General features: G+C 61.1%; 21 protein-coding genes. 12 read left to right on the forward strand and 9 right to left on the reverse strand.

Annotated elements, in window-relative coordinates:
* Positions 1–40: 40 nt before the first annotated feature.
* Positions 41–433 carry a peptide-methionine (R)-S-oxide reductase MsrB gene (gene msrB / locus MUM_RS0126970; RefSeq protein WP_010176145.1) on the reverse strand — a complete coding sequence of 131 codons (393 nt, stop codon included), beginning with the start codon at positions 431–433 and terminating at the stop codon, positions 41–43.
* A gap of 202 nt (positions 434–635) precedes the next feature.
* Between msrB and MUM_RS0126975 the strand changes: the two genes are divergently transcribed.
* Both MUM_RS0126975 and htpX read left to right on the forward strand, forming a co-directional pair.
* Positions 636–1,847 carry a pyridoxal phosphate-dependent aminotransferase gene (locus MUM_RS0126975; protein WP_010176146.1) on the forward strand — a complete coding sequence of 404 codons (1,212 nt, stop codon included), beginning with the start codon at positions 636–638 and terminating at the stop codon, positions 1,845–1,847.
* A gap of 314 nt (positions 1,848–2,161) precedes the next feature.
* A complete protein-coding gene (htpX, locus tag MUM_RS0126980; protein WP_003209055.1) occupies positions 2,162–3,049 on the forward strand; it encodes a protease HtpX in 888 nt (295 codons plus the stop codon).
* A 51-nt stretch (positions 3,050–3,100) separates the two neighbouring features.
* Here the strand turns inward: htpX and MUM_RS0126985 are convergent, their stop codons facing one another.
* Positions 3,101–3,757 carry a thiopurine S-methyltransferase gene (locus MUM_RS0126985; protein ID WP_010176147.1) on the reverse strand — a complete coding sequence of 219 codons (657 nt, stop codon included), beginning with the start codon at positions 3,755–3,757 and terminating at the stop codon, positions 3,101–3,103.
* A gap of 102 nt (positions 3,758–3,859) precedes the next feature.
* Between MUM_RS0126985 and MUM_RS0126990 the strand changes: the two genes are divergently transcribed.
* Positions 3,860–4,627, forward strand: coding sequence for a DODA-type extradiol aromatic ring-opening family dioxygenase (locus MUM_RS0126990; protein WP_010176148.1), 768 nt, complete (start codon positions 3,860–3,862; stop codon positions 4,625–4,627).
* Positions 4,628–4,696: 69 nt separating this feature from the next.
* Here the strand turns inward: MUM_RS0126990 and MUM_RS0126995 are convergent, their stop codons facing one another.
* Entirely contained in the window at positions 4,697–6,370 is a 1,674-nt protein-coding gene (locus MUM_RS0126995; protein ID WP_003209050.1) for a DEAD/DEAH box helicase, read from the reverse strand.
* A 423-nt stretch (positions 6,371–6,793) separates the two neighbouring features.
* Between MUM_RS0126995 and MUM_RS0127000 the strand changes: the two genes are divergently transcribed.
* The gene (locus tag MUM_RS0127000) at positions 6,794–7,585 is read left to right on the forward strand and encodes a crotonase/enoyl-CoA hydratase family protein (protein WP_010176149.1); all 792 of its coding nucleotides are present in this window, start codon (positions 6,794–6,796) and stop codon (positions 7,583–7,585) included.
* An 880-nt stretch (positions 7,586–8,465) separates the two neighbouring features.
* Here MUM_RS0127000 and MUM_RS0127005 read toward each other — a convergent pair.
* Positions 8,466–9,221, reverse strand: coding sequence for a spermidine synthase (locus tag MUM_RS0127005; protein ID WP_010176150.1), 756 nt, complete (start codon positions 9,219–9,221; stop codon positions 8,466–8,468).
* 119 nt (positions 9,222–9,340) lie between these two features.
* Here MUM_RS0127005 and MUM_RS0127010 point away from each other — a divergent pair, with 119 nt between their 5' ends.
* Entirely contained in the window at positions 9,341–10,687 is a 1,347-nt protein-coding gene (locus tag MUM_RS0127010) for a class II 3-deoxy-7-phosphoheptulonate synthase (protein WP_010176152.1), read from the forward strand.
* On the opposite strand, the gene MUM_RS0127015 is transcribed toward MUM_RS0127010, so the two are convergent.
* On the reverse strand, positions 10,667–11,896 hold the full coding sequence (locus tag MUM_RS0127015) for a winged helix-turn-helix domain-containing protein (protein WP_010176153.1): 1,230 nt from the start codon (positions 11,894–11,896) through the stop codon (positions 10,667–10,669). The two genes, MUM_RS0127010 and MUM_RS0127015, sit on opposite strands and share 21 nt — an antisense overlap.
* 45 nt (positions 11,897–11,941) lie before the next feature.
* Positions 11,942–12,148, reverse strand: coding sequence for a DUF1127 domain-containing protein (locus tag MUM_RS0127020; RefSeq protein ID WP_010176154.1), 207 nt, complete (start codon positions 12,146–12,148; stop codon positions 11,942–11,944).
* Between the two features lie 70 nt (positions 12,149–12,218).
* On the opposite strand from MUM_RS0127020, the gene MUM_RS0127025 reads away from it, so the two are divergent.
* Complete coding sequence (locus tag MUM_RS0127025; protein WP_032882278.1) at positions 12,219–13,100, forward strand: LysR family transcriptional regulator; 882 nt, start codon at positions 12,219–12,221, stop codon at positions 13,098–13,100.
* Here MUM_RS0127025 and MUM_RS0127030 read toward each other — a convergent pair.
* The gene (locus MUM_RS0127030; protein WP_029616122.1) at positions 13,090–13,839 is read right to left on the reverse strand and encodes a sulfite exporter TauE/SafE family protein; all 750 of its coding nucleotides are present in this window, start codon (positions 13,837–13,839) and stop codon (positions 13,090–13,092) included. The two genes, MUM_RS0127025 and MUM_RS0127030, sit on opposite strands and share 11 nt — an antisense overlap.
* A 108-nt stretch (positions 13,840–13,947) precedes the next feature.
* Between MUM_RS0127030 and MUM_RS0127035 the strand changes: the two genes are divergently transcribed.
* From MUM_RS0127035 to MUM_RS0127050, 4 genes are all read left to right on the forward strand, one after another.
* Entirely contained in the window at positions 13,948–14,898 is a 951-nt protein-coding gene (locus tag MUM_RS0127035) for a LysR family transcriptional regulator (RefSeq protein WP_010176157.1), read from the forward strand.
* Positions 14,899–14,975: 77 nt separating this feature from the next.
* A complete protein-coding gene (locus MUM_RS0127040; RefSeq protein WP_010176158.1) occupies positions 14,976–15,428 on the forward strand; it encodes a MarR family winged helix-turn-helix transcriptional regulator in 453 nt (150 codons plus the stop codon).
* Positions 15,429–15,578: 150 nt separating this feature from the next.
* Positions 15,579–15,998: an organic hydroperoxide resistance protein gene (locus tag MUM_RS0127045; RefSeq protein WP_010176159.1), complete on the forward strand. Its 420-nt coding sequence runs from the start codon at positions 15,579–15,581 to the stop codon at positions 15,996–15,998.
* A gap of 25 nt (positions 15,999–16,023) precedes the next feature.
* The gene (locus MUM_RS0127050) at positions 16,024–17,040 is read left to right on the forward strand and encodes an alpha/beta hydrolase (RefSeq protein ID WP_010176161.1); all 1,017 of its coding nucleotides are present in this window, start codon (positions 16,024–16,026) and stop codon (positions 17,038–17,040) included.
* Positions 17,041–17,107: 67 nt separating this feature from the next.
* On the opposite strand, the gene MUM_RS0127055 is transcribed toward MUM_RS0127050, so the two are convergent.
* Positions 17,108–17,680: an elongation factor P gene (locus MUM_RS0127055; RefSeq protein ID WP_003218698.1), complete on the reverse strand. Its 573-nt coding sequence runs from the start codon at positions 17,678–17,680 to the stop codon at positions 17,108–17,110.
* 49 nt (positions 17,681–17,729) lie between these two features.
* On the reverse strand, positions 17,730–18,863 hold the full coding sequence (earP, locus tag MUM_RS0127060; RefSeq protein WP_010176162.1) for an elongation factor P maturation arginine rhamnosyltransferase EarP: 1,134 nt from the start codon (positions 18,861–18,863) through the stop codon (positions 17,730–17,732).
* A 131-nt stretch (positions 18,864–18,994) separates the two neighbouring features.
* Between earP and MUM_RS0127065 the strand changes: the two genes are divergently transcribed.
* Together MUM_RS0127065 and MUM_RS0127070 are read left to right on the forward strand one after the other, a co-directional pair.
* Positions 18,995–19,363 (forward strand): hypothetical protein, encoded by a 369-nt coding sequence (locus tag MUM_RS0127065; RefSeq protein WP_010176163.1) that lies wholly within the window; start codon positions 18,995–18,997, stop codon positions 19,361–19,363.
* 15 nt (positions 19,364–19,378) lie between these two features.
* Complete coding sequence (locus tag MUM_RS0127070; RefSeq protein ID WP_010176164.1) at positions 19,379–19,861, forward strand: GreA/GreB family elongation factor; 483 nt, start codon at positions 19,379–19,381, stop codon at positions 19,859–19,861.
* Position 19,862 lies beyond the last annotated feature (1 nt).

Below are 19,862 nucleotides of genomic sequence, written 5' to 3' on the forward strand. Positions count from 1 at the left end.
CGGCCGCTGCGGACGCAAAGGTCCGCAGCCGGCGCAGGGTCTAGCGTGGCACGAGGTCCAGGCACACCGAGTTGATGCAATACCGCAAGCCGGTCGGCGGCGGGCCATCCGGGAACACGTGGCCCAGGTGCGCATCGCACTTGGCACAGGTGACTTCGGTACGGATCATGCCGTGGCTGATGTCCCGAATCTCGACCATCGCCTGCTCGGCAATCGGCTCGTAGAAGCTGGGCCAGCCGCAGCCGGAATCAAACTTGGCCCTGGAATCGAACAGCGGCTCATTGCAGCAGATGCAGTGGTAAACGCCGTCGGTCTTGGTGCCGTTGTACTTGCCGCTGAACGGTCGCTCGGTGCCTTTGAGACGGCACACGTTGTACTGCTCCGGGTCGAGCATGGCTTTCCATTCATCAACGGTTTTCTGCAACTTTTCCATCGGTACACCTCGGCAACTGAAAAAGCCTGATCTGTGTCTTTTCCATGGATCAGGCGGCACGTATGATTGCGCCTCTTCAAAGCGCCAGTCTGGCACCCGCGTTACCGGCATTCAAACGTATTTATGGATCAGGCCAACGCAGGATTCTCAGCACGGTAGTCTTCACACCGTCTGGATCGTTCATTTTCAGGATCACATCGCCATGCAGGTCAGCAAATCGAACAAGCTCGCCAACGTCTGCTACGACATTCGCGGCCCAGTGCTCAAGCACGCCAAACGCCTGGAAGAGGAAGGCCATCGCATCCTCAAGCTGAACATTGGCAACCCGGCACCCTTTGGTTTCGAAGCGCCGGACGAAATCCTCCAGGACGTGATCCGCAACCTGCCGACCGCCCAGGGCTACAGCGACTCCAAAGGCCTGTTCAGCGCGCGCAAGGCGGTCATGCAGTACTACCAGCAAAAGCAGGTTGAAGGTGTCGGCATTGAAGACATCTACCTGGGCAACGGCGTGTCCGAACTGATTGTCATGTCCATGCAGGCCCTGCTCAACAATGGCGACGAAGTGCTGGTGCCGGCGCCCGACTACCCGCTGTGGACCGCTGCCGTGACGCTGGCCGGCGGCCATCCGGTGCATTACCTGTGTGACGAGGGCGCCGACTGGTTCCCGGACCTGGCCGACATCAAGGCCAAGATCACCCCGAACACCAAAGCCCTGGTGATCATCAACCCGAACAACCCCACCGGCGCGGTGTATTCCAAGGAAGTGTTGCTGGGCATGCTCGAACTGGCCCGCCAGCACAACCTGGTGGTGTTCTCCGACGAGATCTACGACAAGATCCTGTACGACGACGCCGTGCACATCTGCACCGCCTCCCTGGCCCCGGACCTGTTGTGCCTGACCTTCAACGGCCTGTCGAAATCCTACCGGGTGGCGGGCTTCCGTTCCGGCTGGATCGCGATCTCCGGTCCCAAGCACAATGCCCAAAGCTACATCGAAGGCATCGACATGCTGGCCAACATGCGCCTGTGTGCCAACGTGCCGAGCCAGCACGCCATCCAGACCGCACTGGGCGGCTACCAGAGCATCAACGACCTGGTGCTGCCACAAGGCCGCCTGCTAGAGCAACGCAACCGTACCTGGGAACTGCTGAACGCGATTCCGGGTGTCAGCTGCGTCAAACCCATGGGCGCGCTGTACGCCTTCCCGCGGATCGACCCGAAAGTGTGCCCGATCCTCAACGACGAGAAGTTCGTGCTCGATCTGTTGCTGTCGGAAAAGCTGCTGGTGGTCCAGGGCACGGCGTTCAACTGGCCGTGGCCGGATCACTTCCGGGTGGTAACCTTGCCGCGGGTGGATGACCTGGAGATGGCCATCGGTCGTATCGGCCATTTCCTGAAGTCCTATCGCCAGTAACGAACATTGCGTCGTACGGCCCACTCGCGGTCGTACGGCGATTATCTGGCAACACTTCTCTGCCCTGTGCGGGCCCCTTCACCTTTTACACTTACCGGTTCGCCCCTTGTTCCGGCATCACCCTATAATTACAGGGCCGCAAGGCAATGGAGCGGAACGCCCGGGCCACCCGTGGCTTCGGAAATTCCCTTCAAGGCTCTACATTCAAGCTGTAGGACACAGTTTGAAATAGTCCCTCGGTTGAATAGCCCCATGCCGCACCTTATATACCCCGCAGTACGCGACATATTAAGCATGAGGAGAATTCTACAACCATGATGCGCATTCTGCTGTTCTTGGCCACTAACCTGGCGGTCGTGCTGATTGCCAGCATCACGCTGAGCCTTTTCGGCTTCAATGGGATCATGGCGGCCAACGGGGTTGATCTGAACCTCAATCAGCTGCTGATCTTCTGTGCGGTCTTTGGTTTCGCCGGTTCGATTTTCTCGCTGTTCATCTCCAAGTGGATGGCGAAGATGAGCACCAGCACCCAGATCATCACCCAGCCACGTACCCGGCATGAGCAATGGCTGCTGCAAACCGTCGAGCAACTGTCCCGCGAAGCCGGGATCAAGATGCCCGAAGTCGGGATCTTCCCGGCCTATGAAGCCAACGCCTTTGCCACCGGCTGGAACAAGAACGACGCGTTGGTAGCCGTCAGCCAGGGCTTGCTGGAGCGGTTCTCGCCCGACGAGATCAAGGCGGTGCTGGCCCACGAGATCGGCCACGTCGCCAACGGTGACATGGTCACCCTGGCACTGGTGCAGGGCGTGGTGAACACCTTCGTGATGTTCTTCGCGCGGATCATCGGCAACTTTGTCGACAAGGTGATCTTCAAGAACGAACAGGGCCAAGGCATGGCCTACTACGTGGCGACCATCTTCGCCGAACTGGTGCTGGGCTTCCTCGCCAGCTCGATCGTGATGTGGTTCTCGCGCAAACGGGAGTTCCGCGCAGACGAAGCCGGTGCACGCCTGGCCGGTACCGGCGCCATGATCAGCGCCCTACAACACCTGCGCTCCGAACAGGGCTTGCCGGTGCACATGCCGAACACCCTGACGGCCTTTGGCATCAACGGTGGCATCAAGCAGGGCATGGCTCGCCTGTTCATGAGCCACCCACCGCTGGAAGAGCGGATTGACGCACTGCGTCGTCGCGGCTGACAGCGACAAGAAGAAGGGGCGATTCAATCGCCCCTTTTTTGTGGGCGCGATTCAGCCCTTGGCCAACCGATAAACCCGCTCGTCCAGGCGTGTGACCCCCTCCTGAACAAACTTCCAGCTGTCGTCCAGAATGTCCTGCTGCTCCATTACCTCCAGGCTCCACTGCGCGCCGAGCAGCAACTTCACTTCCTCGTGGCTCACCGCAAATGGCGGGCCGGCCTTTTGCGTCTGTTCATAGTCGAGGGTGATCAACAGGCCGCGACTGCCTCCGACCATGATCCCGCTCAAATGCGCGGCATACCGCGCCCGCATCAACGGTGGCAAGGCAATCAACGCCGCACGATCGTAAAGCGCTGTGCAATCAACCACGGCCCCGGCATCCAGCGCGAAGAAATCCCCGCACCACAGTTCGATGGGGCCCGCCTGGAAGACCTTGAAAGCGCCCCGCTGGCTAACCTGCGGCGTCAGCTCCTGCTCGCGGAAGAACTCTTCAACGGCCTTTTCCGACAGCTCAACCCCCACCACCCGATGCCCGATGCTCGCCAGCCACACCAGGTCCAGGCTCTTGCCGCACAACGGCACCAGCACCTGCGCCCCGCTCGCCACGCCCAGATCGGGCCAGTGGCGCAGCAGATAAGGATTCACCTCGGGCAGATGGAAACCCGTCTGATTGCGCGCCCAACGCTCATGCCAAAATCCAGGTTCCATGATTCACCCTAAAACTTGATCAAATAGCGCTAAAACTTATATTAGATTTAGATCAATGATCTGATTGAAGATGGTCCCATCTTAACCCTCAGGACCCTACTCATGCTTCCCAGCCTGTTTATCTCCCACGGTTCGCCCATGCTTGCCCTGCAACCCGGTGCCAGCGGCCCGGCCCTCAAGCGCCTGGCGGCCGAATTGCCACGACCCAAGGCCATTGTGGTGGTCTCGGCACACTGGGAAAGCCAGGGTTTGCTCGTGACAGGCAGCGCGGCCCCCGAGACCTGGCACGACTTCGGCGGCTTCCCCCGGGAATTGTTTGCCGTGCAGTACCCGGCCCCCGGTGACCCGCAGTTGGCCACCCAAATCGTGCAATTGCTCAAGGCTGATGGCCTGGAGGCACGCCTTGATGACCAACGCCCCTTCGACCACGGCACCTGGGTACCCCTGTCGCTGATGTACCCGGCTGCCGATATCCCGGTGGTGCAGGTGTCGCTGCCAAGCCGCATGGGCCCTGCCCTGCAAACCCGCGTCGGGCACGCACTGGCGAGCCTGCGGGAACAAGGCGTGCTGCTGATCGGCTCCGGCAGCATCACCCATAACCTGGGCGAACTGGACTGGCACGCCGGGCCGGAAAGCATCGAGCCCTGGGCGCGGGACTTTCGCGACTGGATGGTCAGCAAACTGGCAGCCAACGATGAAGCCGCGTTGCACGACTATCGCCGCCAGGCCCCCCATGCCGTGCGTAGTCATCCCAGCGACGAGCATCTGCTACCGCTGTATTTCGCCCGGGGCGCCGGCGGAGAATTCAGCACCGCCCACCAAGGCTTCACCCTGGGCGCGCTGGGCATGGATATCTATCGTTTCGCTTGATTGCAGGCAAAAAAAATCCCCGAACCAGTCGGGGATTTTTTATGTTCGATCAATCAGCCCAGGGGCGGATCAATCTTCGCGGTAGCGACGCAGCTTCAACTGCTTACCGGCAACGCGAGTGTCCTTCAGCTTGGTCAGGAGTTTCTCCAGACCATCTTCCGGCAGCTCCACCAGGGAGAAGCTGTCACGCACCTGGATGCGACCGATCGCTTCACGTGCCAGGCCACCCTCATTGAGGATAGCGCCCAGCAGGTTCTTGGCGGCGATGCCATCACGCGCGCCCAGCGCGGTACGGCAGCGAGCACGGCCTTCAGCCAATGGAACCGGAGCACGACGCTCACGATCACCACGGTCCGGACGGTCACCGGTACGCTCTGGACGATCACCGCGCGGGGCGTTGTTCGGTACCAGTGGGCGTTCTTTCTCGATGGCAGCCAGGGTCAGGGCCTGACCGTTGGTAGCCTTGCGCAGCAGGGCTGCAGCCAGGGCACGCGGGGTGCAACCGATATCGGCAGTCAGGCGGTCCAGCAGGTCGCCATGGGTCGATTCAGCGTCAGCCACCAGCGGCGACAGGCTGTTGGTCAGTTTCTTGATGCGGGCATCGAGAACGGCCTGGGCATCCGGCAGGCGGACTTCAGCAACTTTCTGACCGGTTACACGCTCGATCACTTGCAGCATGCGGCGCTCACGTGGAGTCACCAGCAGCAGTGCACGACCTTCGCGACCCGCACGGCCGGTACGGCCGATACGGTGAACGTAGGACTCTGGATCGTAAGGCATGTCAACGTTGAACACGTGGGTGATACGTGGAACGTCGAGGCCACGGGCAGCAACGTCGGTCGCCACAACGATGTCCAGACGGCCATCCTTGAGGGAGTCGATCACACGCTCACGCTGGTTCTGGGCAATGTCACCGTTCAGCGCAGCGGCTTTGTAGCCTTTGGCTTCCAGGGCGCTGGCCAGGTCCAGGGTCGCTTGCTTGGTGCGCACGAACATGATCAGGGCGTCGAAGTCTTCGACTTCCAGCAGGCTCAATACAGCCGAGGTCTTCTGGTCAGCGTGAACCAACAGGTGAGCCTGTTCGATCGCGGTAACGGTCTGAGTCTTGGTCTGGATCTTCACGTGTTGCGGATCGCGCAGATGGCGTTCGGCAATGGCACGGATCGACTGTGGCAGGGTAGCCGAGAACAGTACGGTCTGACGGGTCGCTGGCAGCGCCTTGAAGATGACTTCCAGGTCGTCCATGAAGCCCAGCTTGAGCATTTCGTCAGCTTCGTCCAGAACCAGGTGGTTCACGGTCGACAGCACTTTTTCGTCGCGACGCAGGTGGTCGCACAGACGGCCCGGAGTGGCGACAACGATCTGTGCGCCGTTACGGATTGCTTTCAGTTGTGGGCCCATAGGCGCGCCGCCGTAAACGGCCACAACGGTAACGCCCGGCATTTGCTTGGCGTAGGTTTCGAAAGCGGTTGCTACTTGCAGCGCCAACTCACGGGTTGGCGCCAGGATCAGGGCTTGCGGCTCGCGCTTGGCAGGATCGATGCAGTGCAGGATTGGCAGGGCGAACGCGGCGGTTTTACCGGTACCGGTTTGCGCTTGGCCAATCATGTCTTGGCCGGCCATGATGATCGGGATCGATTGCTGCTGAATAGCCGAAGGTTCTTCGTAGCCAGTCGCGATGACGGCAGCAAGAATATTCGGGTTAAGATTAAAAGCGGCGAAGCCGCCGGTTTCCTGGGTCATGGGTCTGCCTCTAAGTGCATCCGCAAAGACCCATGCTCCAAAGCTGCGCATGCCGTGTTGAGACTCAAGAGTCGCCCTGGCTGCTTTGTCGGCGGGGATTTGCGAAAACGAATGAATGAAAAAGATTCGTCAAGGAAGAGTCCGCTGTGCGGACGTGCAGCCGAAGCTGACTTCGGGGAATTGCGCTACCTAAACGCGGCCCGGTTAAAGGCCGGCGCGCACTATACCGGAAATCGCTGAAAAAGGGAGCTTTTTTTATCGGAAAACCCAGGTGAACGGCTCTGCATCAAAGGCTTTGCGCATCCGGGCGCCAGGGTCTATTTTTCAAAGGCCCGGCCCTGTTGGTCATGACGCTTAAACGGTTCACCCTGAACAGCGGGCCCTTCGGTCCGAAACCTCCCTTTGCGCCCGAGGGCACACGCCATGAACCCAGCCACCAGCAGCCGCGTCAGCCGTGAACAGCAGGGCCATATCCTGTTACTGGGCCTGGATCGCGTGGCCAAGCGCAATGCGTTCGACCTGGAATTGCTCAATGAGTTGAGCCTGGCGTATGGCGAATTTGATCGCAATGAGGAAGCGCGGGTGGCCATTGTCTTTGGGCATGGCGACCACTTTACCGCCGGGCTGGACCTGGCCAATGTGGGCCCGACCATGGCACAAGGCTGGCAGCCGCCGTTGGGTGGTTGTGATCCGTGGGGTGTTTTCGCGGGGCCCCGGGTGAGCAAGCCGGTGATTGTCGCGGCCCAGGGTTATTGCCTGACCATCGGGATCGAGCTGATGCTGGCGGCGGATATCAACCTGTGCGCCAGCAACACTCGCTTTGCGCAGATGGAGGTGCAGCGTGGGATCTTTCCTTTTGGGGGCGCGACGTTGCGGTTTCATCAGATTGCCGGGTGGGGGAACGCCATGCGCTGGTTGCTCACTGGGGATGAATTTGATGCCCATGAGGCGCTGCGGTTGGGGTTGGTGCAGGAGGTGATGGCCAGCGAGGATTTGCTGCCCCGGGCGGTGGCGCTGGCAAACCGCATTGCACAGCAGGCGCCGCTGGGGGTGCAGGCCACGCTGATGTCGGCGCGACAGGCCAGGATTGAGGGGGAGACCGCCGCGGCGGCCGGGTTGCCGGTGTTGGTGGAGAAACTGTTGAACAGTGAGGATGCCAAGGAGGGCGTACGGGCGATGGTCGAGAAGCGGCCCGGGGTGTTTAAAGGCTGTTGATCGGGGCTTGGGGCGGGGTACATATCCGTTTTTTTGGTTATGGCTTCTATGGGTTCCGCTCTTACAGCGGGTCACTTTTGAAAGGAGCCCAAAAGTAACCAAAAGGCTCTTGCCCCACCACTCGGCACCTCGCCTAGGCTCGGTGTGCCCTCACTCCGGCAGCACGAAGCGGGCCGCCGCGACGGGGCGTCCCTGCCCCGTCGCGGCTAAACCGGCGTCCTGCCGGTTTACCCGCTCCGTACTACCAGCGTTCGGCCAGCGTGGTTTAACGGGGCGCCTAAGATCAAGATCAAAAGCAGATCAACAGCACAGCGGCCTACAGGCCGGCTTGAGTGGTGTGAAGCAAAGGCAACATCAAAATCTAAAGCCAGAGCGGGCACGGTCAAATGTGGGAGCTGGCTTGCCTGCGATAGCATCAACTGGGTGCATCTGAAAAACCGAGTTGTCTGCATCGCAGGCAAGCCAGCTCCCACAGAAAAGCAGAGCTGCATCAGTTTCAGATTTGGCTTTCGCTTTGGCTTTCGCTTTGGCTTTGGCTTTTGCTCTGGCTTCTACCACTCAAGCCGGCCTGTAGGCCGCTGTGCTGTAGATTTTGATCTTGATCTGGCTCTGACTGCCCCAATAAGCCCGAGGCCGAACGCAGGGATTGAGGAGCGGGTAAACCGGCAGGACGCCGGTTTAGCCGCGACGGGGCAGGGACGCCCCGTCGCGGCGACCCGCGGAGCAATGCCGGAGTGAGGGAACACCGAGCCTAGGCGAGGTGCCGACAGGCGGGGCAGAGCGTTTTGGTTACTTTGCCGCTTTTGCAAAGTGACCCGCTGTAAGAGCGGAACCATAAGCCGCCGTTACCCAAATAACGGATATGTACACCCCCAAAAACCTACGTAGCCGGCCGAATCGCCTTAATCAGCGATTGCAGCGAATACCCCAACCGCGGCGCCAAGACCTCCGCCCGAGCCGACAACGCAGCCACATCAAGCCCCTGATCCAGATCCGCCGGCACCAGCAGAATCACATTCCCCTCCTTCACCGGCAGCTCCCAATAATGCCGGTGATACAACCCACGCAACAACGCCGCCCCCAACGGCTTGCCATCATCGGTAGCCCACTGATTAATCACCAGCCACCCACCAGGATTGAGCTTCTTCTGGCAGTTCTCCAGAAACGTCCAGGCCAGATGCCCCACCCCAGGACCAACATCCGTATACAGATCGACAAAAATCAGGTCCGCCGACTCCGCAGTGGGCAGTAACTCCAGGGCATCCCCAACGCGGATGTACAACCGAGGATCATCGTCCAGCCCCAAAAACTCGATGGCCAGGCGCGGCACATCCGGCCGCAACTCGATGGCTTCAACATCGTCCAGAGGCAGAAACTTCAGGCACGCCTGGGTCAACGTCCCCGCCCCCAACCCAAGGAACAACGCACTCTCCGGCCGCTCATGGCACAACGCCCCAATCAACATCGCGCGGGTGTAGTCGTATTCCAGCCAACTCGGGTCGGCAGTAAACACGCAGCTCTGCTCGATGGCATCGCCAAACTCGAGAAAGCGGTAATCGGCCACTTCCAGCACGCGGATCATGCCGAAGTCATCATGGACCTCGGCCAGCAGGCGCTCGACGCGCTCCTCAGACATTGCAACTCCTAACGGCGTGCCAACGGGAAAGCCGGGATTGTGGGCGAACCGGCGGCAGCAGGTCACGTACTAATTGCTGATAACATGGCAGCCCCGACCGCAAATCACTCGAGTTCATGATGAGCCAACCCTGGAGCCCCGACAGCTGGCGCGCCCTGCCGATCCAGCAACAACCCCAGTACCCTGACGCTGCACACTTGTCGCAGGTCGAGCAAAACCTGGCGAGCTATCCGCCGCTGGTGTTTGCCGGCGAGGCCCGTGAGTTGCGCCGTCAGTTTGCCGAGGTGACCCAGGGTCGCGCGTTCCTGTTGCAAGGCGGCGATTGCGCGGAGAGTTTTGCCGAGTTCTCGGCGGCAAAAATTCGCGACACCTTCAAGGTGCTGCTGCAGATGGCGATTGTGATGACCTTCGCCGCCGGCTGCCCGGTGGTCAAGGTCGGGCGCATGGCCGGCCAGTTCGCCAAGCCGCGCTCTTCCAACGATGAAACCATCGACGGCGTCACCCTGCCCGCTTACCGCGGCGATATCGTCAACGGTATCGGCTTCGACGAAAAAAGCCGCGTGCCGGACCCGGACCGCCTGCTGCAGTCCTATCACCAGTCCACCGCCACCCTGAACCTGCTGCGAGCCTTTGCCCAGGGCGGTTTTGCCGACCTGCATCAGGTGCACAAGTGGAACCTGGACTTCATCGCCAACTCGGCCCTGGCCGAGAAGTACAGCCAACTGGCCGACCGTATCGACGAAACCCTGGCCTTCATGCGCGCCTGCGGCATGGACAGCTCACCGCAACTGCGCGAGACCAGTTTCTTCACCGCCCATGAGGCGCTGCTGCTCAACTACGAACAAGCCTTCGTGCGCCGCGACAGCCTGACCAACGACTACTACGACTGCTCGGCACACATGCTGTGGATTGGTGATCGTACCCGTCAACTGGACGGTGCCCACGTCGAATTCCTGCGCGGGGTGAACAACCCGATCGGGGTCAAGGTCGGTCCGAGCATGAACCCCGACGACCTGATCCGCCTGATCGACATCCTCAACCCGGACAACGATCCGGGCCGCCTGAACCTGATTGCGCGCATGGGTGCGAACAAGGTCGGCGACCACCTGCCGAACCTGATCCGCGCGGTACAGCGCGAAGGCAAGCAGGTGCTGTGGAGCTCCGACCCGATGCACGGCAACACCATCAAGGCCAGCAGCGGCTACAAGACCCGGGACTTCGCGCAGATCCTCAGCGAGGTGAAGGAATTCTTCCAGGTGCATGAAGCCGAAGGCACTTACGCCGGCGGGATTCATATCGAAATGACCGGGCAGAATGTCACCGAATGCATCGGCGGCGCGCGACCGATCACCGAGGACGGTCTGTCGGACCGCTACCACACCCACTGCGACCCACGGATGAACGCCGATCAGTCGCTGGAGCTGGCCTTCCTGATTGCCGAGACGCTAAAACAGGTCAAGCGCTAAGAGCGCCACGCGCAACCGCGCCGCACTGGCCCGCTGGCAATTGAGCTGTATCTGCTCAAGCCCGAGCCAGTCGGCCATCTGCCGCAGATTCAGGGCCAGCGCCTGCATGCCCTCCTCGTCCAGCCCCGGCTCTTCCTCGTGAACGGCATGCACCGCCAGGCGCCCTGCCGCCCGCTCCGCGCGCAAATCCACCCGCGCCGCGATCCGCTCATTGTGCAGGAACGGCAACACGTAATAGCCGTACACACGTTTGTCCTGGGGCGTGTAGATCTCCAGCCGATAGCGGAAATCGAACAAACGCTCGGTACGGCTACGCTCCCAGATCAGCGAATCAAAAGGCGATAACAGCGCACTGGCAGGCACCTTGCGCGGGACTTTTGGCTCGGGCAGGCAATAGGCCGGCTGTTTCCAGCCCTGGACCTGGCACGTGACCAATTGCCCGTCCTCGACCAACTCCGCCAGGCGTCCACGGCTGTCGCCCGGGTCCAGGCGGAAGTAGTCGCGCAGGTCTTTTTCAGTACCCACCCCCAACGCCGTGGCGCTGTGCAGCAGCAAGCCGCGCTGGGCCTCGGCCTCGCTCAAGGGGGCTTGCTGGAGAATGTCCGCCGGGATCACACGCTCCGGCAAGTCATACAACCGCTCAAACCCCCGGCGTCCGGCGACGGTCACCAAGCCTGCTGCGAACAACCATTCCAGGGCATGTTTTTCATCGCTCCAGTCCCACCAGGGACCGGCGCGCTCCTCGCGGGTCGACAAACTGCCCGCACCCAAGGCGCCCTGCTGTTCGACGATGCCCAGCACCCGGGTGATGGTGGCCTGTTGTTCGCGACCAAAGCGGGCCATCTGCTGATAGATGCCCTGCCCCTGAGCCGCCCGTTCCATGCGCCAGCGCATCAACGGGTACAGCGCCATTGGCAGCAACGAGGCCTCGTGGCCCCAATACTCGAACAGTGAACGGCGCCGACCCGAGCTCCACGCGGCCTGTTCAAGAATCAAGGGAGAGTAGTTACCCAAACGGGAAAACAGCGGCAGGTAGTGCGAGCGCACCACCGCGTTTACCGAATCAATCTGCAACACGCCCAAACGCTCAACCAGGCGATTGACCTGCGCGGCCTTGATCAGCGCCGGCGGCTGGCGCCCGGAAAAGCCTTGGGCGGCCAGCGCCAGGCGTCGCGCCTGCTTGAGGGAAAAGGACAGTTCTGCGGGCATGTGCATCTCCTTGTGTGCTCGCGAACCACCCTACTGCATCCCGAGTCATTTTCGCAGCGGGTCTTCCCAAAAATGCCGGCGGCTTTCCTGCTCGACATCGCCACGGTTGAGCCCGATGTCCTTGAGCGCCTCATCGCTCATGCCCATCAACAACTGGCGTTCACGGTGCACGGCGATCCAGCGGGAACCCAACTGAAGCAAACCGGAAAACGGCCGCTTCGCCATCAACACAAAACCTCTTTGACCTTTCATCATCTCGCCCTCCAGTGGGGATGACTGAAGTCTGTGCCTGGCGCTATGATCAATCCAACGAATGTTTCTTATGCAATACATCTCGGAGATTGATCGATTGTCCAGCTACCCGAGTATCGACACCGAAGTGCTGCGCACCTTCGTCGCCATCGCCGATCAGGGTGGTTTCACCCGCGCCGGCGAGCAAGTCAACCGCACCCAGTCGGCGGTGAGCATGCAGATGAAACGCCTGGAAGAAGATGTGTTGCAGCGCAAGCTGTTCGAGCGCGATGGCCGACAGGTGCGGTTGACGCCCGAGGGCCAGGTGCTTTTGGGCTATGCCCGCAGGATTTTGAAGCTGCACAGCGAGGTGTTCAACACCCTGCGCGAGCCGCACATGGTCGGACTGGTGCGTATCGGCACGCCAGACGACTACGTGATGCGCTACCTGCCGGGGATTCTCAAGCGCTTTTCCAAGGCTTACCCACTGATCCAGATTGAAATGCACTGTGAATCGTCACCGGTCCTGATGCAGCGCCGGGACCTCGACCTGACCGTTATCAGCCGCGAACCGGGAAATGAAATCGGCGAACTGCTGCGCCATGAACGCATGGTCTGGGTGGCGGCGCCCTGCTTTTGCATGGACGAGCACAGCGCCCTGCCCCTGGCCATTTCCGGCCTCGACAGCTTTTGCACGCAGTGGGCACGCGCCGCGCTGGATGCACAAGGGCAGGAGTATCGACTGGCGTATCACAGCTCCAACGGCGCCGCGATCCTGGCGGTGGTGGGTGCCGGCCTGGCCGTCACGATCAATATGGAAAGCCTGGTGACCGAAGACCTGCGCATATTGGGCGCAGCGGACGGTTTCCCGCCGCTGCCGTCGGTCAATCTGCGGCTGCTGCGCAACCCGCGCACCACCTCGCCGATCACCGAATGCCTCGCGGAATATATCCTCGAAGGCTTCAAACTTTAAAGGTCAGCATCACCGCACACACCGCCAGGAAACCGCAGAACAGCCCGCGCAACAGGCGCTCCGGCATGGCGTGGGCGACCTTCACCCCCCAACTGATGCTGAGCAGTCCGCCGACGGCCAGGGGCACGCCGATCAGCCAGTCCACTTCATGGTGCCAGGCGTAGGTCACCAGGGTCACGCTGGTACTCGGCAAGGCCAGTGCCAGCGACAGCCCTTGGGCTACCACCTGGCTGGTGCCGAAAATGCTGGTCAGCACCGGCGTGGCCACCACCGCGCCGCCTACCCCGAACAAACCGCCCATGGACCCGGACGCCGCACCCAGCACCCCCAGCCATGGCCAGGAATAGCGCATCTGCGCTGAAGGCGGCGCGTTATGGGTAAACATTCTGAGCAGGTTGTAGGACGCCAACACTAACAGGAACGCGATAAACCCCACCCGCATCACGCCCGCGTCAATGCCCACCGCCCAGATCGAACCCAGCCAGGCAAAGGAGAAGCCCATCACGCCCAGCGGCAAGGCATGGCGCAGTTCAATCCGGTTGCGCTGGTGATAGCGCCACAAGGCAAGCATCACATTCGGCACCACCATCACCAGGGCCGTACCTTGGGCGATCTGCTGGTCCAGGCCGCAAAACACGCCCAACACGGGAATCGCAATCAACCCACCGCCAATCCCGAACAAGCCGCCGACAGTGCCCAACGCCACGCCCATGACCAAATACAACGCTAAATCTGCCACCACTTCGCTCCCGCCGATCCCAGGCCTTGCATGCTACGCAGTCCGCTCTGGCGCGGAAACGCACAGCAACGCACAATGGCTATGCCAACTTCGCACAAGCAGCCACTGATGAACCCCAATACCCTGACCGATCAACTGAGCCTGTTTCTCGATGTGCTGGAAGCCGGCAGCTTTTCTGCCGCTGCCCGCCGTCATCCGCTCACGCCTTCGGCCGTGGCGCGGCGCATCGACAGCCTGGAAGCCTCGGTGGGCAGCCGGCTGTTTCAGCGCAGCACTCATGCTGTGGTGCCGACGCCCGCCGGCCTGGCGTTCGCCGAGCGCGCCCGGCGGATTGTCAGCGAGCTGCAACTGGCGCGGGCCGAAGCGGTGTCGCTGAGCCATGCACCTGAAGGGCTGATCCGCGTGGACGCACCGGCCGCCTTCGGCAGGCGGCACCTGGCGCCTGCCATCGCCGACTTTCTTAACGTGTACCCGGGCCTCGACGTGCACCTGCACCTGATCGACAGCTTTGTCGACATGCAGGGCGAGCATTTGGGCAAGGTCGACCTGGTGCTGCGGGCCGGGCATATCGTCGACACCCGGCTGATCGCCACGCCCCTGGCCAGCATCGTGCGCATCGCCTGCGCCAGCCCCGGCTACCTGAAGAACCGTGGCACACCGACCCATCCCAGCCAGTTGAACGAACACGATGGCCTCGACTGGGAAGGCCTGGCCCCCATGTTCGCCTGGCGCTTTGAACTGGATGGGCGCAAGGCCACCTATCGCCCGCAGCGCATCCGCATGAGCGCCAACAACGCCGAAGCCCTGCTGTCAGGCGCCTTGGCCGGGCTGGGTGTGGCGCACCTGCCCACCTGGCTCGCCAGTGAATACCTGGTGCGCGGCGAACTGGTACCGCTGTTCTGCGAGAACGGCTTGCCGACACCTGAAACCGCCGGCATCTACGCCCTGCGCCTGGAGCAACAGGCCAACGCCCGCAGCCGCTTATTGCTGGAATACCTCAAGGCACGCTTCAGCCCCGTGCCACCCTGGGATCTGGCGCTGCAAAGCGGCTTGGGCTGACCGGCCGGACAGAATTGTCTGGCGCGTTAAAGGTTTGCCCGCTAGATTCAAAACCAGACACGTTTTAAGGCACTGCCATGACCAAGCCCCTCGATACCTGCGAATCCTTGTTGCTCGACAACCAACTGTGTTTTGCCCTGCACTCCACGTCGTTGTTGATGACCAAGGTCTACAAACCGCTGCTGCAAGCCCTCGGCCTGACCTATCCGCAGTACCTGGCCATGATGGTGCTGTGGGAAGAAGATGGCCTGACCGTCGGGGAAATCAGCAATCGTCTGCTGACGGACCCCGGCTCCCTGACGCCGCTGCTCAAGCGCCTGGAAGCCGAAGGCCTGCTCAGCCGCACCCGCAGCCGCGAAGACGAGCGCGTGGTGGTGGTTGAATTGACCGAGGCCGGGCGCGCCCTGCGGGACAAGGCCATGGATATCCCACAGTGCATCCTGGGTGCCAGCGGGTTGGACATCGAACAGCTTCGCAAGCTGCAGGGCGATTTGCTGGCGCTGCGCGGGAATTTGCAGCGTAGCGTTTAACCCCGGAATCCGCGTGCCAGAGGGCTCCAACTCTCACACGCGGATTTTTTTGTAAATTTATCTTGCGCACTAACTATTAGCGCGATACATTCACCTCGCCACTTACTTAGCGCGCAAACAATTAGCGCAAATACTGACGAGGAAATCACCATGCAAACTCTCTACACCGCAGTAGCCACCGCCACCGGCGGCCGTGATGGTCGTGCTGTTTCCAGCGACAACATCCTTGACGTAAAACTCTCCACGCCAAAAGAGCTGGGAGGCGCAGGCGGCCAGGCCACCAACCCGGAACAACTGTTCGCTGCCGGCTACTCCGCTTGCTTTATCGGTGCCCTGAAATTCGTCGCCAGCCAGACCAAACGCAAAATCCCGGATGACGCTTCGATCACTGCCCACGTCGGCATCGGTCAAATCCCCGGCGGTTTCGGCCTGGACATCGACCTGCACATCAGCCTGCCTGGCCTGGCCCAGGACGATGCGCAAAGCCTGGTCGACGCTGCCCACCAGGTCTGCCCTTACTCCAACGCCACCCGTGGCAACGTCGATGTACGCCTGCACGTAACCGTCTAACCCACGCGGTTTTTTGGAGAAGAACATGAACACATTTGGCAAAGTCCTCACCGGCACCCTGCTCGCCTTCTCGATCACCAACGCCTTTGCGGCGAGCGGTGACGTGGAGCACAACACCCAGGCGTTTCTGGATGCATTGAACGCCGGCACCGGCAAACCGATGGAGCAACTGACGCCCAAGGAAGCGCGGGCGGTGCTGACTGGCGCGCAATCGGGAGTGAAGCTCACGCTGCCCAAGGCCGACGTCAGCCAGAAGACCATTCAGGTCGATGGCCAGCCGCTGAGCCTGACCATCGTGCGTCCGGCCGGGGTCAAGGGCACATTGCCCGTGTTCATGTTCTTCCACGGCGGCGGCTGGGTCCTCGGGGATTTCCCGACCCACGAGCGGCTGGTGCGTGACCTGGTGGTGGGTTCGGGAGCGGCGGCGGTGTTCGTCAATTACACGCCATCACCTGAAGCGCACTACCCGGTGGCGATCAACCAGGCGTACGGGGCAACCAAGTGGGTGGCCGAACATGGCAGCGAGATCAACGTTGATGGCAAACGCCTGGCCGTCGCCGGCAACAGCGTCGGCGGCAACATGGCAGCCGTGGTCAGCCTGATGGCCAAGGACAAGGGCACTCCGGCGATCAAGTTCCAACTGCTGTTGTGGCCGGTGACGGACGCCAACTTCGACACCGGGTCCTACAACCAGTTTGCCGAAGGCCACTTCCTGACCCGCAACATGATGAAGTGGTTCTGGGACAACTACACCACCGACGCCAACCAGCGCGCCGAGATCTATGCGTCGCCCCTGCGGGCAACTGCCGCACAGCTCAAGGGTTTGCCTCCGGCACTGATTCAGACCGCAGGCTCCGACGTGCTGCGTGATGAAGGCGAAGCCTATGCCCGCAAGCTGGATGAAGCCGGTGTACCGGTGACCGCCGTGCGCTACAACGGCATGATCCATGACTACGGTTTGCTGAACGTCGTCAGCCAGGTTCCGGAAGTTCGCTCGGCGCTGCTGCAAGCGTCCGAGGAACTGAAGCAACACTTGAAGTAAAAAACGGCAGCCACAAAAAAGCCCGACTCATGGTCGGGCTTTTTCTGTCGTACCGGTGGCGCAAGAATTACTTCTTGGCGCGACCCTTGTACGAACCACCTTCACGGGTGTCGATCTCGATCAGGTCGTCGATTTCGATGAAATCGGCCACTTGCAGTTCGGTACCGTTAGCCAGCTTGGCAGGCTTCATCACTTTGCCCGAAGTGTCGCCGCGAGCGGAACCTTCGGTGTAGGCAACCTTACGCACGATGGTGGTCGGCAGCTCTACGGAAACCAGACGGTCTTCGAAGAAGATAGCTTCGCAGACGTCTTCCATGCCTTCTTCCACGAACGGCAGAACGGCTTCGATGTCTTCAGCGTTCAGCTCGTACATGGTGTAGTCGGTGGTGTCCATGAACGTGTAGGTGTCGCCGCTGATGAAGGACAGGGTCGCTTCTTTGCGGTCGAGGATCACGTCGTCCAGTTTGTCATCGGCGCTGTAGACGATCTCGGTCTTGTAACCGGTCAGCAGGTTCTTCAGCTTGGTCTTCATGATTGCGCTGTTACGACCAGACTTGGTGAACTCAGCTTTCTGAACCAGCCAAGGGTCGTTTTCGAGACGGATCACTGTACCGGGTTTCAGTTCTTTACCAGTTTTCATTGCGAATATCCGAAATTTGGATGGGATTTACAAAAATCAAGGTCGCGTATCATATCCAATTTACATAAAACTGTACCAGCGCCGTCGCAAGATCGGTCCGCGAGCCTTGTTCCAGAGCCCATCTTTCGGCGTTCGCGGTCACTTCCGGCCAGTGTTCGAGGAGCATTTTCCAGCTTTGTGCCATATCGCCATCAGCGTTCCAGGCTTGCCAAAGGGTGATCAACGCGACTTTCGCGGCCGGCGACAAGCCCTCGGTGTACAGCTCAAGGAAGGCATCCAGCTTGTCCAGGTGAATGTCTTCGTCCTGGCGGTAGATGTGCCACAGCAGTGGCCGACCGGCCCATTGCGCCCGCACAAAGGAGTCTTCGCCGCGCACGGCGTTGAAGTCGCAGCACCAGAGCAATCGGTCGTATTGCTCCTGGCGTACGAACGGCAGCACCTGCACCGTCAAGGCATCGCGCTGGTGCACGTCGCCCACGCTTAACGACGCGACGCCCAGCCAGCGCTGCACATCACCCAGGATCCGCCCTTCCGGCACCATCAGATGAGTGGCGCGCCCATCGGCGGCCAGCACGTCGAGCCAACTGGCCAGCCCGGCGTTTTCGTAGGCAAACAACGACATGATCCGCGCGCCCGTGGTCGGGAAAACCCCAAGCGCCTGCAGAAACTGCTGCCGGGCGGCGGCGTCTTGCTGGAAGGCATCGCGCTGTTCCAGCAGCCCGGCTTCGCGCAGCAAACCGCCGGTACCGGGACGGAATCCGGGAAAGAAGAAGTACTTTTGCACGCCCTTGAATTTCACCGAGGGCAGCCCGTGGCAGCCAACTACCCAGTCTTCGGCGCTCAGGTAATCCAGGTTCATCCACAACGGCGTGCGTTCGCGTGCGGCCATCGCTTCCATGTAGTCAGGCGGCAATTGGCAGGCGAATGCGGCGATCACCACGTCTGCCGCGTCGGCCTGCGGCCAGTCGCAAGGCCAGTGGCGCACGTCGACGCCCTCCTGCCATTGCTGGTGCACCTGCACATCAATCTCGGGGCACATGCGTTCGAACGCCCGCAGGTCATCGACCCACAGGCGCACCGCACAACCGTGTTCCGCCACCAATTGCCGGGCCAGGCGCCAGGTCACGCCAATGTCGCCGTAGTTGTCGACGACGCTGCAAAAAATATCCCAGCGGGCTTTCATTCCGGGCTCCAACATTCAAAGGCTCGATTGTCCGCATAAAAGCCTCGATTGCGAAGGGTTGATCACGATTATTCTGCACGCGGCTGTGGGACAATCGGCGCCATGCCGCACGTGCCCGCCAGGAGGCCACCATGTCTGATCGTTCGTTCTCGCTGTTCAAGCTCAGTATCGCCGTGGCCTTCGGCCTGTGGCTGGGGTTTATCGCCATCGTGCTGAGCGTATGGCTGGTGTCCCGCTATTTGCCTGAGCAAACCGTGGCACCGGTGGCCCGGGTGGTGCAGCAATTGAGCAAACCCGCAGAGGTCGCACCGGAGCCGCCGAACCGTATGTTCGAGCAGTACCAGGAGAACCTGCGCAAGCAGGAGCAACAGCAGACCCTGGACCAGGCCCGCAATAACCCGCGCAACCTGTCCAACCCCAAATGCCAGTTCTGGCTGCAACAGGACCAGAACGCCCCCAACGACAAGAGCCGGGCCAACGTCCTGCAATTTTGCGATTGATCACGAAAGCCGCCCATGAATAAGCACGCCGTTCACCAACTGGTCCTGGACAAGCTCGCAGTCGATCTCGATATCGCCCAGCGCGCTGCGCAAACTGCGTACGAAACCGCAACCCACGAAGAAAACATCGCCGAGAACAAGTACGACACCCTGGGGCTGGAGGCGTCCTACCTGGCCGCCGGCCAGGCCCGGCGCGTCGAAGAGATCAAGCAGGCGCTGATGCTCTGCCAGAACATGCAGTTGCACGCCTACGATGACCAACGCGGGATCGAGGTGGGCGCATTGCTCGGGCTGGTGGATGAAAACGATCGCCAGCAGTGGCTATTCCTGGCACCGGACGGCGCAGGGTTGAAAGTCGATGTGGTGGGGCAACCGGTGACCGTCATCACCCCACGCTCGCCCCTGGGCAAAAGCCTGTTGGGCAAGTTCGAAGGGGATGAGGTGGAGATTCTGGTGGGAGGCGCTCGGCAACAGTTTGCTGTTACCGAGGTGAAATAAG

Origin of the sequence: Pseudomonas sp. PAMC 25886 (genome assembly GCF_000242655.1) — a bacterium.
Taxonomy (GTDB): domain Bacteria; phylum Pseudomonadota; class Gammaproteobacteria; order Pseudomonadales; family Pseudomonadaceae; genus Aquipseudomonas.

Bases quoted from the DNA above. Each gene is read 5' to 3' on its own strand.
- msrB (WP_010176145.1), bottom strand. From the start codon at position 433: ATGGAAAAGTTGCAGAAAACCGTTGATGAATGGAAAGCCATGCTCGAC.
- MUM_RS0126975 (WP_010176146.1), top strand. From the start codon at position 636: ATGCAGGTCAGCAAATCGAACAAGCTCGCCAACGTCTGCTACGACATT.
- htpX (WP_003209055.1), top strand. From the start codon at position 2,162: ATGATGCGCATTCTGCTGTTCTTGGCCACTAACCTGGCGGTCGTGCTG.
- MUM_RS0126985 (WP_010176147.1), bottom strand. From the start codon at position 3,757: ATGGAACCTGGATTTTGGCATGAGCGTTGGGCGCGCAATCAGACGGGT.
- MUM_RS0126990 (WP_010176148.1), top strand. From the start codon at position 3,860: ATGCTTCCCAGCCTGTTTATCTCCCACGGTTCGCCCATGCTTGCCCTG.
- MUM_RS0126995 (WP_003209050.1), bottom strand. From the start codon at position 6,370: ATGACCCAGGAAACCGGCGGCTTCGCCGCTTTTAATCTTAACCCGAAT.
- MUM_RS0127000 (WP_010176149.1), top strand. From the start codon at position 6,794: ATGAACCCAGCCACCAGCAGCCGCGTCAGCCGTGAACAGCAGGGCCAT.
- MUM_RS0127005 (WP_010176150.1), bottom strand. From the start codon at position 9,221: ATGTCTGAGGAGCGCGTCGAGCGCCTGCTGGCCGAGGTCCATGATGAC.
- MUM_RS0127010 (WP_010176152.1), top strand. From the start codon at position 9,341: ATGAGCCAACCCTGGAGCCCCGACAGCTGGCGCGCCCTGCCGATCCAG.
- MUM_RS0127015 (WP_010176153.1), bottom strand. From the start codon at position 11,896: ATGCCCGCAGAACTGTCCTTTTCCCTCAAGCAGGCGCGACGCCTGGCG.
- MUM_RS0127020 (WP_010176154.1), bottom strand. From the start codon at position 12,148: ATGAAAGGTCAAAGAGGTTTTGTGTTGATGGCGAAGCGGCCGTTTTCC.
- MUM_RS0127025 (WP_032882278.1), top strand. From the start codon at position 12,219: ATGCAATACATCTCGGAGATTGATCGATTGTCCAGCTACCCGAGTATC.
- MUM_RS0127035 (WP_010176157.1), top strand. From the start codon at position 13,948: ATGAACCCCAATACCCTGACCGATCAACTGAGCCTGTTTCTCGATGTG.
- MUM_RS0127040 (WP_010176158.1), top strand. From the start codon at position 14,976: ATGACCAAGCCCCTCGATACCTGCGAATCCTTGTTGCTCGACAACCAA.
- MUM_RS0127045 (WP_010176159.1), top strand. From the start codon at position 15,579: ATGCAAACTCTCTACACCGCAGTAGCCACCGCCACCGGCGGCCGTGAT.
- MUM_RS0127050 (WP_010176161.1), top strand. From the start codon at position 16,024: ATGAACACATTTGGCAAAGTCCTCACCGGCACCCTGCTCGCCTTCTCG.
- MUM_RS0127055 (WP_003218698.1), bottom strand. From the start codon at position 17,680: ATGAAAACTGGTAAAGAACTGAAACCCGGTACAGTGATCCGTCTCGAA.
- earP (WP_010176162.1), bottom strand. From the start codon at position 18,863: ATGAAAGCCCGCTGGGATATTTTTTGCAGCGTCGTCGACAACTACGGC.
- MUM_RS0127065 (WP_010176163.1), top strand. From the start codon at position 18,995: ATGTCTGATCGTTCGTTCTCGCTGTTCAAGCTCAGTATCGCCGTGGCC.
- MUM_RS0127070 (WP_010176164.1), top strand. From the start codon at position 19,379: ATGAATAAGCACGCCGTTCACCAACTGGTCCTGGACAAGCTCGCAGTC.